At 41.6% G+C, this 13,865-nt stretch carries 15 protein-coding genes; 6 read left to right on the top strand and 9 right to left on the bottom strand.

What is annotated here, in order from left to right:
• Positions 1–155 precede the first annotated feature (155 nt).
• Both ACT170_RS06505 and ACT170_RS06500 read left to right on the top strand, forming a co-directional pair.
• Positions 156–923 carry a DeoR/GlpR family DNA-binding transcription regulator gene (locus tag ACT170_RS06505; RefSeq protein ID WP_048790389.1) on the top strand — a complete coding sequence of 256 codons (768 nt, stop codon included), beginning with the start codon at positions 156–158 and terminating at the stop codon, positions 921–923.
• Complete coding sequence (locus tag ACT170_RS06500) at positions 916–1,725, top strand: Cof-type HAD-IIB family hydrolase (protein WP_048790388.1); 810 nt, start codon at positions 916–918, stop codon at positions 1,723–1,725. The genes ACT170_RS06505 and ACT170_RS06500 overlap by 8 nt, the downstream gene beginning before the upstream one ends.
• Positions 1,726–1,856: 131 nt before the next feature.
• On the opposite strand, the gene ACT170_RS06495 is transcribed toward ACT170_RS06500, so the two are convergent.
• From ACT170_RS06495 to pbp2a, 5 genes are all read right to left on the bottom strand, one after another.
• The gene (locus ACT170_RS06495; protein ID WP_048790387.1) at positions 1,857–2,345 is read right to left on the bottom strand and encodes a phosphatase PAP2 family protein; all 489 of its coding nucleotides are present in this window, start codon (positions 2,343–2,345) and stop codon (positions 1,857–1,859) included.
• 130 nt (positions 2,346–2,475) lie between these two features.
• A complete protein-coding gene (gene nusG / locus ACT170_RS06490) occupies positions 2,476–3,015 on the bottom strand; it encodes a transcription termination/antitermination protein NusG (protein WP_002883644.1) in 540 nt (179 codons plus the stop codon).
• Between the two features lie 200 nt (positions 3,016–3,215).
• The gene (gene secE / locus ACT170_RS06485) at positions 3,216–3,392 is read right to left on the bottom strand and encodes a preprotein translocase subunit SecE (protein WP_002883656.1); all 177 of its coding nucleotides are present in this window, start codon (positions 3,390–3,392) and stop codon (positions 3,216–3,218) included.
• A gap of 8 nt (positions 3,393–3,400) precedes the next feature.
• Positions 3,401–3,553: a 50S ribosomal protein L33 gene (gene rpmG, locus ACT170_RS06480; protein ID WP_002886472.1), complete on the bottom strand. Its 153-nt coding sequence runs from the start codon at positions 3,551–3,553 to the stop codon at positions 3,401–3,403.
• A gap of 48 nt (positions 3,554–3,601) precedes the next feature.
• Positions 3,602–5,929 (bottom strand): penicillin-binding protein PBP2A, encoded by a 2,328-nt coding sequence (gene pbp2a, locus ACT170_RS06475; RefSeq protein WP_048790386.1) that lies wholly within the window; start codon positions 5,927–5,929, stop codon positions 3,602–3,604.
• A gap of 65 nt (positions 5,930–5,994) precedes the next feature.
• Between pbp2a and ACT170_RS06470 the strand changes: the two genes are divergently transcribed.
• From ACT170_RS06470 to ACT170_RS06455, 4 genes are all read left to right on the top strand, one after another.
• Positions 5,995–6,864: an RluA family pseudouridine synthase gene (locus ACT170_RS06470; RefSeq protein ID WP_444818139.1), complete on the top strand. Its 870-nt coding sequence runs from the start codon at positions 5,995–5,997 to the stop codon at positions 6,862–6,864.
• A 183-nt stretch (positions 6,865–7,047) separates the two neighbouring features.
• On the top strand, positions 7,048–7,380 hold the full coding sequence (locus ACT170_RS06465; protein WP_002889819.1) for a TM2 domain-containing protein: 333 nt from the start codon (positions 7,048–7,050) through the stop codon (positions 7,378–7,380).
• The gene (locus ACT170_RS06460) at positions 7,380–7,685 is read left to right on the top strand and encodes a DUF2752 domain-containing protein (protein WP_080611579.1); all 306 of its coding nucleotides are present in this window, start codon (positions 7,380–7,382) and stop codon (positions 7,683–7,685) included. The genes ACT170_RS06465 and ACT170_RS06460 overlap by 1 nt, the downstream gene beginning before the upstream one ends.
• A gap of 94 nt (positions 7,686–7,779) precedes the next feature.
• Positions 7,780–8,484, top strand: a complete 705-nt coding sequence (locus ACT170_RS06455) for a superinfection immunity protein (protein ID WP_048790384.1) — start codon at positions 7,780–7,782, stop codon at positions 8,482–8,484.
• A gap of 75 nt (positions 8,485–8,559) precedes the next feature.
• Here ACT170_RS06455 and groL read toward each other — a convergent pair whose 3' ends face one another.
• The 4 genes from groL to ACT170_RS06435 all read right to left on the bottom strand — a co-directional run bounded on the left by groL (position 8,560) and on the right by ACT170_RS06435 (position 13,422).
• Positions 8,560–10,179 (bottom strand): chaperonin GroEL, encoded by a 1,620-nt coding sequence (gene groL, locus ACT170_RS06450; protein WP_080611580.1) that lies wholly within the window; start codon positions 10,177–10,179, stop codon positions 8,560–8,562.
• Positions 10,180–10,223: 44 nt separating this feature from the next.
• On the bottom strand, positions 10,224–10,511 hold the full coding sequence (gene groES, locus ACT170_RS06445; RefSeq protein WP_444818138.1) for a co-chaperone GroES: 288 nt from the start codon (positions 10,509–10,511) through the stop codon (positions 10,224–10,226).
• A 167-nt stretch (positions 10,512–10,678) separates the two neighbouring features.
• A complete protein-coding gene (locus ACT170_RS06440; RefSeq protein WP_002883592.1) occupies positions 10,679–11,482 on the bottom strand; it encodes an ABC transporter ATP-binding protein in 804 nt (267 codons plus the stop codon).
• Positions 11,482–13,422 (bottom strand): ABC transporter substrate binding protein, encoded by a 1,941-nt coding sequence (locus ACT170_RS06435; RefSeq protein WP_002883690.1) that lies wholly within the window; start codon positions 13,420–13,422, stop codon positions 11,482–11,484. The genes ACT170_RS06440 and ACT170_RS06435 overlap by 1 nt, the downstream gene beginning before the upstream one ends.
• Between the last annotated feature and the right edge of the window lie 443 nt (positions 13,423–13,865).

Here is a 13,865-nt window from a genome sequence, read left to right as displayed (position 1 = left end):
TTTTTGAAGGATTTTTAAAGATGATAAGGGAACTTTAAGAGGCAAATTCACCTGAGCCTATTTTGCATCTTTTTCATTCTTTTTAAGTTTTTTTGCGTTTTTGTGTTGCAAAAAAGCAAAAAGATGCTATACTAGTATCAGAAAGAAGGTGACACATGTATCAGGAACAACGATTAGAGAAAATATTAACACTCTTGGAAGAGCGAGGAAGCCTTTCTGTCAAGGAAATGGTTGACGCATTGGGTGTTTCCAAAGATACCGTCAGAAGAGATTTCGACTGCCTCAGCCAGAGGAATTTGGCTCAGCGTACCCATGGTGGCATTCTTCCAGTTAAAAATACCACTGTTCTTGGCTTCCAAGAACGTCAGGAAGAACTCACTGAAGACAAGAAAAAATTGGCAGACCTAGCGCTTAGCTTTGTCAAAGACCAATCTCTTCTCTTCTTCGATGTCTCTACCTTGATGCTTGAAGTTTCACAAAAATTGACTAAAAGCGTCACTGTCTACTCCCACTCTTTGGACACTGCCTTGGTCCTAAGTGGCAAAGAAGGAATCGACTTTCATCTCTTGGGAGGAAGATTTTACAGCAAAAACCGCTTCTACTATTCGCTTCACGAAACTCAGCTCTTGCAACATCTACAGTTTGACTTAGCCTTCTTCGGAGCGGCTAGTCTCAGTCAAGGAGTGGTCAGCTATGAAGATGAAGAAGACGTTGCTGTCAAACAACTGGCCATGCAAGCTGCTAGAACCAAGATTCTTATTGCTGAATCTGATAAATATGAAAAGCACTCCAAATATATCTTGAGCAAAATTGAAGACTTTGACTACTGGATTACAGATAAAGAACCTGATCCTGATTTGGTCGAGTCTCTTAAAGATAAAGTAACGATTTTATACGATGGAAAGGATAGCGATTATGAGTAATATTCGTTTGATTATCAGTGACATTGATGGCACTATTCTCACTAGTAACCACCAGGTGGATGAGCAACTGATTGAGGTAATGCCAGAGCTTGAAAAGGCAAATATTCCCTTTGTTTTAGCTTCTGCCCGTTCTCCACTAGGGATGCAACCAATTGCTCATAAACTGGGACTTCATGACAATCCCATCGCTTGCTACAACGGTGCCTTAGTACTTGAGGGGGATCGTACTATCATACAACACCCTGTGGATAAAGCTGAAATCCAAGAACTTCTTAACTACTTATCCACAGATTATCCAAGTGTCTCTGTGAATATCTACTCTGGCAAGGACTGGATCACCAACGAACTAGACAAATGGTCTCAGCTAGAAGGAAGTATTACGGGTGAATCTCCTATCATTAAGGAACTGCAAGACACGGTCTCAGACTCAGAACCACCTATCCACAAGCTATTGTTGATTGATGAGCCTGAAGTTATCCAGGACCTCCACCAAAAACTCCTAAGCATGGATTTTCCACAGACAGCCTTCTACTTATCTAAAGATAACTACCTTGAAGTCACTGCCAAACATGTTTCTAAAGAACATGCTCTCCTTGAGCTTGCCAAATATTATGACCTTCCTCTTGAACAAGTCATGACTATCGGAGATAACTTCAACGATAGTCCTATGCTAGCTCTAGCTGGCCTAGGAATTGCTATGGGCAATGCACCTGAAGGGGTTAAGGAAACTGCAAACTTAGTAACTGCTTCAAATGATGAGCATGGTGTCGCTCAAGCTATTAGAAAACATGTCCTAAACTAAGCTAATATCTAATGGTGGGAACAACCTTTAATCGCCAACTCGAATTTTAGAACAAAAGGAAAGGTGCCCTATAGGTGCCTTTCCTTTTTCAACGAAAAAAGCCTTCCTCTCTCGAAGAAGACCCAAATTTTCTAAAGATAAAGAAGAAGACCTACAAGAATCCCAATGACATAGCCTGCCAAAACATCACTAGGATAGTGAACACCACCTAGCACACGCAAAAGAGCTAGAGCGCCCGCCAGAAAAAGCATAGCCCCACCTAGCCAGGGGTTAAGCGTCAATGCCAACATAGCAATGACAGTCGCTGAGAAAACATGCCGACTGGGAAAGGACTTGCCTAGACTGTCCTTCTTAATAAGGGGCTGAATCTCCCAGGACTGGTATGGACGTGGTCGGTTATAAAGGCTACGACCAAGAGAAAGAAGGAAAAAGCCTCCCCCCATAATAAGCACCGTCGTAGAGAAAACAAACCAACCATTCCTTAGCCAAACCCAAATAAGGAATATAGGAAAAAGCAGGTAAAAAGTCCTAGTTATAAGCTTGTTCAACCCTTCTAAAACCTTAGCGTAAGAACGCAAAGGAGCGCTAATCCTATCGTAAAATTGTTTGTAATTCATCATCATCCGTTAGAAAAAAAGGGAGTGACACAGAACTAAATTTCAGAAATCTAGCTTCTAGCCTCTCCCCTCAAGTTTAATGAGATAGTCTTCCAAGGTTGAATTCTCTTAGCCCAACCTCTTTTTGTCTATCTTAAAGTTCAGCGATTTGGTAAAGTTCAAGTTCAGCAGCTGTTTCTGAACCAAACATGTTAATCATGATTTTAACCTTGTTGTTTTCAATTTCTACAACACGGCCTTCTTGACCCATAAAGGCACCATCGATGATTTGAACCACATCACCAACCTTGATATTAGTATCAAAGACATCAACGGTTTGACCCATTGAAATCAAGATTTGACGGATTTCTTCTTCCAAAAGTGGTGTTGGTTTAGAACGGTTACCGTGAGAACCAACGAAACCAGTAACGTTCGGAGTATTACGGACAACGAACCATGCTTCGTCTGTCATTACCATCTCAACAAGAACGTAACCAGGAAAGCGGTTTTCCTCCACTTCTTTAACTTTACCGTTTTTCTCAACATTGACAGTTTGAGTTGGGATTTCAACACGCAAGATATTTTCAAGCATGTTATAAGTTTGGGCACGTTGCAAAAGGTTTTCTTTAACTTTGTTTTCGTATCCTGAATACGTTTGAAGGACGAACCAGCCCTTGTCGAATGAATCTAGCATTTTAGGATTCCTTTCTTTTTTCTAAATGGCATTTAAACACCTTTGGCTAGCTATCTTCTAGATTCGAGTGTTAAATGTCAATGAATGTCTATGGTTTAATTCAAAGCGTAATAAAAAAGCCTGGTGGCCCTCGTTCTCGCTTTTATCTGCATTTATTATAACAAAAAAGAGCAGGCATTCCCACTCTTTTTGTGTTTTCTTTAGAAAAAGTTAATCAGTGCTGACATAGCGCGACTCAACAACTCATCAAATGCATAGATGATGACAGTGAAGAACGCAGTATACTCAAGAACTGAAATAAAATCGTGCCAGCGTTGTTTACGGTCTGGCCAAGTCGTGTCTTTCAAGACTTTGAAAATACTTCCAGTTTGTCTCACGGTGTCTCCTATCTTGTTTCCTTATGCAAGGTGTATTTTTTACAATGTTTACAAAATTTGTTAACTTCTAGTCGTGTTGGTTTGGGAGTGCTACTCACATTAATTGAGTAGTTTCGGCTCCCGCATTCAGCACACGCTAGGCTTGCTTTTTTCTGTGCCATAACGCCTCCGTTCTTTTTATCTTACCACTTTTAAATGCAATTGACAAGCTATCTGAATAGACCTGAGAAGGAGTCTGTAATCTTATCCCAAAGGCTGCTTGCCTGATCTTTAACGTCATTCACAACGTCTGATGCCTTGTCTGTCCATGACTTGTTACTGCTATTGCGCGAATCATTTGGGTCTGCCGTATAGTCTAGAGTTTGGCCGTCAGCTGCATAGGCATTTTCAACGGTAAACTCAGTACCTGGTGTATTTGGCAAAACATCCGCAGCGATATAGCTGAAGATTGTCGAAGCTGTTCCCGAGCTAGCTCCTGTTAGGTAGTGACTCTCGTCAGTCTTATCAAAGCCGATCCAGGTCGTCATAACCACATCAGGAGTATAACCAATCACCCACTGGTCACTAGTCAAATCTTTGTTAAATTCAGCCTGAACAGTACCTGTCTTACCTGCCATCGTGTAACCTGTGTAGTTGGCATTCACAGCGGAACCATTTGAGAAGGTACCAAGCATCATGCTGGTCATCTGGTTAGCTACTGACTGGCTGATAACACGTTTAGACTTCTTACTATGGGTAGCAATAATGTCTCCACTGGCATTTTCAATTTTAGTGATGAAATAAGCTGTATTCATCTCACCACCATTAGCAAAGGTCGCATAAGCCTGAGCCATTTGAAGAGGACTGGCTGTCACACCACCACCAAGTGAAATTCCAAGTTCTTCCGGAACATTGTCAAAGTTAAGACCAAATTTTTGACCGTAACTAATCCCCTTTTGAATACCGATTTGATTAAAGAGGTAAACTGCTGGGATATTGTAGGAGTTGGCCAAAGCTTGATACATGGGCACATCCTCTGTCTCAACACCACCGTAGTTGGTTGGAGTATAGCCGTTATAGTCGATTGGTTTATTTGGAAGGTCCTTATTGATGCTCCATCCTGAAGCCAGAGCTGGGGCATAGACCACTAAAGGTTTGATGGTCGATCCAGGACTACGCTTCCCTTGAGTTGCATAGTTAAAGTTACGGAAGGTTGTATCACTAGTACCACCCACACGACCTACTAGACCACGTACCGCTCCAGTTGTTGGATCAAGTGCCACACTAGCGGACTGAGCTGTACTACCATCGCTTTCTGATGTAGGGAAGAGATAGGTATTTTCGTAGGTTTGTTGCATATTAGCTTGTGAGTTGGCATCCATCTCTGTGTAGATTTTGTAACCATTTTTAACGATTTCATCTTCACTCAAACCATAAGTTTTCGTAGCTTCTTCAATGACAGCATCAAAGTAAGACGGATACTTGTAGTCATCGCCAGTCCCTTGATAGGTATCATCCAGGCGACTAGCCATATCAACTCCTGCCGCACTGTCGGCATCGGCCTGGCTCAACTTCTTGTCATCAACCATGTTGGCAAGAACGGTGTTTCGACGGTTGGTCGCATTTTGGATATTATCGATTGGGTTGTAAATTTCAGGTCCCTTAAGCATACCAGCGAGGGTCGCTGCTTCATCAACGGTTAGATTGGCAGCACTTGTCCCGAAGTATTTTTGGCTGGCGTCTTCAACACCCCAAACCCCATTTCCGAAGTAGGCATTATTGAGGTACATAGTAAGGATTTCTTGCTTGCTGTATTTCTTGGTTAATTCTAAAGAGAGGAAGAATTCCTTAGCCTTACGAGTAACAGTCTGTTCTTGAGTCAAGAAGGCATTTTTAGCCAACTGTTGGGTAATGGTTGAACCACCACCAAAGCGCCCCATGGACACAATAGCCAGGAGGAATCTCTTGACGTTAACCCCGCTATTTTTATAGAAGGTACGGTCCTCAGTTGCTATGACAGCATTCTCCAAGCTATCACTAATAGCATCCAGTTCCACATAAGTCCCTTTTTGCCCTGACAATGAACCAGCTTGATTGCCTTCTTTGTCATAGATAACCGTAGTAGCTTTCAAGGCATCTTGAAGGTCTGAAACATTGGTCGTCTTGGCAATATAGAAAAGGTAGGAACCTACTGTCAGAACCAGCACAGCTAGCATGATAAAGAGAATTTTCCCAATATGATAACGACGCCAGAAACGGCGAATAGGATTTCTTGGCGAAAGTGTAAACTTGCTCAAGAACGCCTGAACCTTACCTAAAGGTTGGGTCGTATCAATAGGTTTCTTTTGCTTAGAACGTTGATAACGTGACGTCTCTTGACTTTCCTGAGACATATCTAAGTCTTCAACGGCTTGTTCAACCTCATCAGGTTTCTTAGCAAAGAGTCCCTTTATCTTATTTTGTAAATTCTTCGATTTTTCAGCAGGCTGGGAATCCTTGCCCTTTCCGCTATTTTCTTCTTTAAAAAGTTTGTTTTTTAGATTATCAAAAAATGTCATAACCCTATTATACCAAGTTTTTACAGATTCTGTCCTCTTTTAAACGTTCATGATATAATGAAACCATGACTTTACACGTAGAAATTATCAATCCCTATCCTGCAACAACCGTCAAAGACTTGCTCGAAACTAAGCTCCTCATTCCTCGTAAGATTCGTCATTTCCTACGCACGAAAAAGCACGTCCTCATCAATGGAGAGACTATTAATTGGCAGAGTCCTGTTGAAAAAGGTGATAAGATTAGCCTGACCTTTGATACAGAGGACTACCCTGAAAAAATTATCCCTATGGGAAATGCTAATTTGATAGAGCCTCTCTACGAGGATCAACATCTCATCGTTGTCAATAAGCCTGAAGGAATGAAGACGCATGGTAATGAACCCACAGAAATTGCTCTACTTAACCATGTTTCGGCCTATTGTGGGCAAACCTGTTACGTCGTTCATCGACTAGACATGGAAACTAGTGGGGCTGTACTCTTCGCAAAAAATCCGTTTATCCTGCCAATTCTCAATAGACTCTTGGAAGATAAGAAGATTCAGCGTCAATACTGGGCTTTGGCTGAAGGTAAATTTCAGACCAAGGAGACTGTGTACAAAGACAAGATTGGACGCGACCGCCATGACCGTAGAAAACGAGTGGTTGATCCTAGAAAAGGGCAGGTTGCCTATACAACCATCACGCGCCTCAAAGCCTTCAAAGGAGCCAGTCTGGTCAACTGCCAACTAAAAACCGGCCGGACCCACCAAATTCGTGTTCATCTAGCCCACCATGGACATGCCATTCTGGGAGATCCTCTTTATAGTCACCGAACCGCATCTCGACTCATGCTCCACGCCCACACTCTTAGTTTCACCCATCCCTTAACACTCGAAAAAATCACTGTTAAGGCGAATTCAGACAGTTTTGAACAAGGGTTGAGAAATCACAAATAATAGAAGTAGGCTCATTCTCAAGCATAGTGCGAAAGGATTATCCTAATGATCCTCTAGTTATGACACAGTGGAAGCTTGCAAATAAGTTGCTTTTATTGACTTCAAAAGCCTTGACCACCTTGAATCTCCCTTTATATTATGTTATCCTTTACATATCATTTAAAATTTGAGGGGTATTTAATTATGAATCCAGTCGATCAATGGCTAGCAATTAACGCCAAGTATTTCCCAACAGAACAAGTGCAGTACATCCGCCAACGCCTTGAGGCACTTCCTGAACAACAACTTTCAATGCTTTACTCAATCAGCTTCCAAGACCCTACGATGATGCTTGTCATCTCACTTTTTGGCGGTTCTCTTGGAATCGACCGCTTTATTTTGGGACAAGTTGGTCTTGGTGTTGGTAAACTTTTGACATGTGGTGGATGTGGTATCTGGTCAATCGTTGACTGGTTCCTTATCATGGATGCTACTCGCCAATCAAACGCTCAAAAACTCTTTGCAGTTATTGGCTAATGAAAAACTATTTCACACGCTTGTGGGCCTACCACCAGCGTTTTTTTAGATTATATCTCTTAGTTTTAATGGCAATTTACGGAGTCTACCTTTTACATCTCCCAACACCACTCAGTCTTATCCTAAAACCTTTAGGACTCAAGAGTTGGAGCGCAGGCCTAACACGCGCTAGCGTTAGACTACTACACCTAGATTGGCAAGGAGCATGGGACTATAATCCTCTGATATACCCTCTAGTGGTCTACATCTTAGCCTATTTCTTTCTCTTTCCCATCTTTAGTGACACGAAGATTATAGAGAAATAAACTGTCCTATCCAACTCCCATTGCACATCCCTTGCACTATTGCTATAATTGTAATCATCAAAATTTATAATCGAAACAAACGGAGGCTAACTATATGAAACAACAAGATTGGATTGATTTTTTCCAAGCCGTCCACGGACGTAATCCAAGTATCCAAGAAATGGCTGAAGCAGCCAATCGAGGCGAGTTTATCCGAGAAACTCCCAAACAAACTGTCGAAGCAACAAAAAATCTCTCACAAAAAGAGACTGTAGAAACTGCCGAAAATGATGTTGACAATTATGATGTTGCTGAAGAACCACTAGCTGATACCAACTTAGAGGAACTACAGGATTTACCAAATACTAGCCCCGCGTCAAGTCAGACTAATGCTACCTTCCAACATCCAAATCATAACTTTAACGAGACTTGGACGCAACACGAAAGTAAGTCTCAAACAAACCTCATCATGATAGCCATCGCTTCTATCCCAGTTATCCTCTGGGCTCTTGCAATGATACTCTTTGGAATTGCCAGTGATGAGCTTAGTGGCGGCTTGCTCACGGCTTTTCTCTCCATCATCATTTCTTTACCCTTGGTAGTACTTCAAATATTACCAGCTCTTCTAAATAAAACCGATAAAAAATGGCCAATCTTTATCCTATCCTTTCTTCTAGGATGGACATTCATCGGTTGGGTTATCTTTCTTGTTATTTCTATCAATACGAATAAGGAAGCAGAGCGCATTAGACAGCAACAAATGATGATGCAGATGTCAGGTAAACAAGGAAGTTCTGACATGTTTAACCCTTTTCACTGATTAACAATAAATAATAAAAAGAAAACCCAGAAAAAGTTTCTCGACTTTTCCTAGGTTTTTTTGCTTTCTTAAATCTTAGTAACCCATCATTCCTGGATCCATAGCTGGCGCTGCTGGAGCTTCTGGTTCAGGCTTGTTGGCAACGACTGCCTCGGTTGTCAAGATAAGACTAGCTACAGAAGCGGCATTTTGGAGGGCAGAACGTGTGACCTTAACTGGGTCAATGATTCCTGCTTCAACCATATCTACCCATTCACCATTGGCAGCGTTAAATCCTGTACCAACTGGACTATTCTTCAATTTATCGATGATAACGGAACCTTCATATCCAGCATTATAGGCAATTTGGCGAACTGGCTCTTCCAAAGCACGGAGTACAATATTACGTCCTGTAGCGTCGTCACCTTCAAGATCAAGTTCAGCAACCTTAGCAATGACGTTAACAAGAGCTGTACCTCCACCTGCTACGATACCTTCTTCAACAGCGGCACGAGTAGCGTTAAGGGCATCTTCGATACGAAGTTTCATTTCTTTAAGGGCTGTTTCAGTGGCTGCACCAACCTTAACGACTGCAACCCCGCCCGACAATTTAGCCAAACGCTCTTGAAGTTTTTCACGGTCAAATTCAGATGTTGTTGTTTCCAATTGAGACTTGATGAGGTTTACACGGTTAGCAATCGCTTCTGTGCTTCCTGCACCTTCAACGATAACTGTGCTATCCTTATCCACAGTTACTTTCGAAGCTTGGCCAAGTGTTGCCATCGTTGCATCCTTAAGCTCAAGACCAAGATCCTCAGTAATAACAGTTGCTCCAGTCAATACGGCAATGTCTTCTAACATCGCTTTACGGCGGTCACCAAAGCCAGGTGCCTTAACAGCAACAACATTGAAAGTTCCACGAATCTTGTTAAGAACAAGTGTAGGAAGAGCTTCACCATCCACATCATCAGCAATAATCAAAAGTGGACGACTGGTCTTAAGCACTTCTTCCAAGAGTGGGAGGACATCTTGAATATTTGAAATTTTCTTGTCAGTCACAAGGATAAATGGATTTTCAAGGTCAGCGACCATTTTTTCATTATCAGTAACCATGTACTGAGAAAGATAACCACGGTCAAACTGCATACCTTCAACCACTTCGAGTTCTGTCTCCATACCACGAGACTCTTCAATAGTGATAACACCGTCATTACCCACACGTTCCATTGCTTCTGAAATGTATTCACCAACTTTTTCAGAACGTGATGAAACAGCTGCAACTTGGGCAATGGCTTCCTTATTGGCAACTGGTTGAGCAATAGCTTTAAGCTCTTCCACAGCTGTAGCCACAGCTGCTTCAATCCCACGACGGATACCGATTGGATTGGCACCAGCCGTTACATTTTTTAGACCTTCACGGACAATAGCTTGTGTCAAAACAGTGGCTGTAGTTGTTCCGTCACCGGCAATATCGTTAGTTTTTGAAGCCACTTCGCTGACCAGTTTGGCACCCATATTTTCAAAGTGATCTTCGAGTTCGATTTCTTTAGCAATTGTTACACCATCATTAGTGATAAGAGGTGAGCCAAAAGCTTTTTCCAATACCACGTTACGACCTTTAGGGCCAAGCGTTACCTTAACTGTATCAGCCAAGGTATCAACACCACGAACCATTGCTGCGCGTGCATCTGATGAAAATTTAATATCTTTTGCCATAGTTACTCCTTCTTTTTCTTAGTTTATATCTGATTAGCATTGACCTAAGCTAGGACCGCTAAAATATCTGCTTCACGGATAATTGAAACGGAATCATCTCCGTCTTTAACATTGACACCTGCACCATTTTCAACAAGGACTTTATCGCCTGCTGCAACACTAGGTGCAATCAATTCACCAGTAAGAGTACGGATTCCTTCACCTACCGCTAAAACCTCAGCAGTCTTTGTAGCTTCATGACTGGCTCCTGCCAATACAAAGCCACTAGCTGTTTTTTCTTCTGTTTCTTCAAAATGGACAACGATACGATCGCCCAATGGTTTCAATGCCATACCAATTACCTCCAAATGTTATTTGTTATTAGTAACGTGTGAAACGTTATTTTTAGCACTCATAAACTATGAGTGCTAATCCATATATTTATTTTAGCACTTGGTCAAAAATAGTCAAGAAAAAACTACCCAAAATCTGAACTTTGGATAGTTTCTTTTTTTGTTTATTAACCGAGCACCAAGGCATCGTCATTGAGGACTTGTCCACTATTTTTGTGGAAGAGGTCCATAAGTTCTGCAACAGTGAGGTTTTTCTTTTCCTCACCTCGCACATCGACGACGATTTTTCCGTGATAGAGCATGACTAGACGGTTCCCATATTCGATAGCATGTTCCATATTATGGGTAATCATAAGGGTTGTCAATTCTTGTTCTTCAACGATCTTACGTGTCAAATTCATGACCATATCACTTGTCTTAGGATCTAGGGCTGCTGTATGTTCATCCAAAAGCAAGATTTTTGGACGCACCAAGGTTGCCATAGCAAGTGTCAAGGCCTGACGTTGTCCACCTGACAAGAAATTAGCATCAGTCTTCATACGATTCTCAAGACCAAGACCAAGATCTACCAAGGCTTCCTTGAAGACTTGACGTTCGCTTTCAGTGATAGACTTTTTAAAAAAGCTACGTTTCTTACCACGACGATAGGCAATCGCCATATTTTCTTCGATAGAAAGGTTTGTCGCTGTCCCCATTCGAGGATCTTGGAAAACACGACTAATGTCTTTAGAGCGCTCATCTACAGATGCTTTCTTAATAGATTGCCCCTCCAACAAGATATCCCCCTCATCAATACTAAGAACACCAGCAATTGAATTCATCAAGGTTGATTTACCAGCACCATTTCCCCCAATGACAGAGATAAAATCTCCCTGCTCAATGTCGAGATCCAAACCACGAAGGACGTGATTTTCATTGACTGTGCCTTTTTCAAAGGTTTTATGAATCTGTTGTAAACTAAGTAAAGCCATTACTTGTCACCTCCTGGAGTCAAGGATTTGTTAGGTCTGATTTTCAATTTTTGTCGTACTTCTGGCACATAAAGGATGATAGCAAGCAAGATGGCTGAAGCCAATTTCAACATTTGAGCATCAACGTTCATGGCAAGGATAATAACCAAGACCAAACGGTAGAGAACAGCACCTACGACAATTGACCAGAGGCGTTTGCCAAGTGGTAGATACTTGACGATAACCTCAGCCAAGATGATTGCAGCCAAGCCATTTACGATTGTACCAGTACCCATATTCATATCCGCATAGCCATTGTTTTGAGCTAGGAGGGCACCTGATAGGGCAATCAAACCATTGGAAATCATGTAGCCAAGAATCTTCATACGGTCAACCTTGATACCATTAGCTTCACCCATGGCAAGGTTATCACCTGTTGCACGAAGAGCAAGTCCAACCTGTGTATTAAGGAGAACAACCAACATAAGTACTACCAGACTAACAAAAATCAGTCCTAATAGAATCACACCATTCAGCTTAGATAGACCAAGATCCATCACCATAGTCACCAGCGTGTTGTGGCCTGAAAGAGAGACATTGGCACTTCCAAGAACCAAAAGGTTAACTGAATAGAGCCCTGTTAAGGTAATAATCCCTGTTAAGAGTGCTGGTATCTTCATTTTCGTATGCATAAAGCCAGACACAGCTCCAGCAAGCATACCAGCTACAAAACCACCTAGAGTCGCAAAGATTGGGTTGATCCCACGGATAATCATGATAGTTGTCGTAGCAGCACCAAGTGGGAAGGCCCCCTCAGCTGTCAAATCAGCAAGGTCCAAAATACGGAAGGTAATGAAGACCCCGATAGCCATAATAGCCCAGAGGAGTCCCTGAGAAATGGCTGTTAGCACCACATTTGAAAATCCTTTTTTAGAAGACTTATTGACCTTAAGCTTAATGACACCCTTATCTTTTTTAGCAATTGGTTTGTCATCTTGTGTTGATGCTTTAGATTCCTCGTCACTAATGCTAGAAACATCAATACCAAGTTCTTTAGCCATGTCATGGTTAACCACAACATTTAGGGTTTTAGGATACTCGGCATCGACATCCTTGACCTTCTCACCTCGGAGAACACGGCCTGCCAACTTACCTGTTTGACGTCCAAGCGCTTCATAGTTAGTTCCATAAGTGAACAGGACACCTTTTTCTACACTACCAGCGTCACTACCAACAACTGGAACCTTAGTCTCTTTAGAAAGATCTACCAAGGTATTAATAGCACTAACAATAGTATTATCAGTTGGGATGAAAATCACTTCGGTTTGACTCATCAAGCTCTTGGCTGTGTCTTGGATATCATTGGTTGATGAAATTCCTTTGATAACCGTTTCAATACCAGCTTCCTTGAAGTATTTCTTGGCTTCTTCAACCTGAACTTCTGAGTTACGCTCGCTGGTCGTGTACATAATCCCAACTTTTTTAGTGTTTGGAAGGACCTTTTTCAACAACTCGACTTGTTTGTTGATTGGTGACATGTCGCTTGTCCCTGTCACATTTCCTCCAACATTGTCCATAGACTTAACCAATTTAGCTGAAACTGGATCTGTGACAGCTGTAAAGAGAATTGGCTTGTCCTTTGTCAAACTACTCAAAGACTGGGCTGCTGGGGTTGCGATAGCTAACATGACATCATTATCTTCAATAAGCGACTGAGAAATCGTCTGCAAGTTAGACTGATCTCCTTGTGCATTCTGATAATCGATTTTGATGTTCTTACCGTCGACATAACCTTCCTCTTTGAGTTCTTCAATGAACCCTTTACGTGTCGCTGACAAGGAAGGATGTTCCACATATTGGAGCACACCGACGTGAACCAAATCTTTATTAGAAGCATTGGAACATGCTACCAAGAGGACAGCTGTAATAACAGCCATCATACTGACCAAGAATTTCTTCATCTTGTATACCTCTATTTTTTATTCTATCTATTTCCAATTTTCTGTCATCTTTTTTCCGAGATGATAGAGTCAAAAGAAAATTAAAAATAGACCACGGTATGAAAAAAACCAGTTAGGACAGGCCCAACTGGTTTTATGCATCTTGACTAGCACAGGCTAGCTTATGTCACCGGTTAGACCTATTCATCTAATCGGCTAATCCATCACAAAATGCTTTAGCTTCATAGATACAAACTGACTGACGCTTGTATCCTGAAACACAAACGTCCTATCTAAAGAAACTAAAGTAATAAAAAGCTTTAAGATTTCCCAAATGGGTCGCTTTGTTAAGCATGTGATGCCTCCGTAGTTATGATAGTTTTAAGTTTACACTATTTAGACAATTCTGTCAAATTGGAATTTACTCTCTTTTCTCTCAATTTATCATTGTCACTGCAAAAGAA

It is taken from the genome of Streptococcus sp. cx1 (genome assembly GCF_052384325.1).
Lineage (GTDB): Bacteria > Bacillota > Bacilli > Lactobacillales > Streptococcaceae > Streptococcus > Streptococcus salivarius_G.
Note: the sequence above shows the minus strand (reverse complement) of the source record. Positions and strands in the feature narration are given on the sequence as shown.

Excerpts from the sequence above, each read along its gene's own strand:
- ACT170_RS06435 (WP_002883690.1), bottom strand. The coding sequence starts at position 13,422 with ATGAAGAAATTCTTGGTCAGTATGATGGCTGTTATTACAGCTGTCCTC.
- nusG (WP_002883644.1), bottom strand. The coding sequence starts at position 3,015 with ATGCTAGATTCATTCGACAAGGGCTGGTTCGTCCTTCAAACGTATTCA.
- rpmG (WP_002886472.1), bottom strand. The coding sequence starts at position 3,553 with ATGGCACAGAAAAAAGCAAGCCTAGCGTGTGCTGAATGCGGGAGCCGA.
- ACT170_RS06465 (WP_002889819.1), top strand. The coding sequence starts at position 7,048 with ATGAATCCAGTCGATCAATGGCTAGCAATTAACGCCAAGTATTTCCCA.
- ACT170_RS06505 (WP_048790389.1), top strand. The coding sequence starts at position 156 with ATGTATCAGGAACAACGATTAGAGAAAATATTAACACTCTTGGAAGAG.
- pbp2a (WP_048790386.1), bottom strand. The coding sequence starts at position 5,929 with ATGACATTTTTTGATAATCTAAAAAACAAACTTTTTAAAGAAGAAAAT.
- ACT170_RS06495 (WP_048790387.1), bottom strand. The coding sequence starts at position 2,345 with ATGATGAATTACAAACAATTTTACGATAGGATTAGCGCTCCTTTGCGT.
- ACT170_RS06500 (WP_048790388.1), top strand. The coding sequence starts at position 916 with ATGAGTAATATTCGTTTGATTATCAGTGACATTGATGGCACTATTCTC.
- ACT170_RS06440 (WP_002883592.1), bottom strand. The coding sequence starts at position 11,482 with ATGGCTTTACTTAGTTTACAACAGATTCATAAAACCTTTGAAAAAGGC.
- ACT170_RS06455 (WP_048790384.1), top strand. The coding sequence starts at position 7,780 with ATGAAACAACAAGATTGGATTGATTTTTTCCAAGCCGTCCACGGACGT.
- groL (WP_080611580.1), bottom strand. The coding sequence starts at position 10,179 with ATGGCAAAAGATATTAAATTTTCATCAGATGCACGCGCAGCAATGGTT.
- ACT170_RS06470 (WP_444818139.1), top strand. The coding sequence starts at position 5,995 with ATGACTTTACACGTAGAAATTATCAATCCCTATCCTGCAACAACCGTC.
- groES (WP_444818138.1), bottom strand. The coding sequence starts at position 10,511 with ATGGCATTGAAACCATTGGGCGATCGTATCGTTGTCCATTTTGAAGAA.
- ACT170_RS06460 (WP_080611579.1), top strand. The coding sequence starts at position 7,380 with ATGAAAAACTATTTCACACGCTTGTGGGCCTACCACCAGCGTTTTTTT.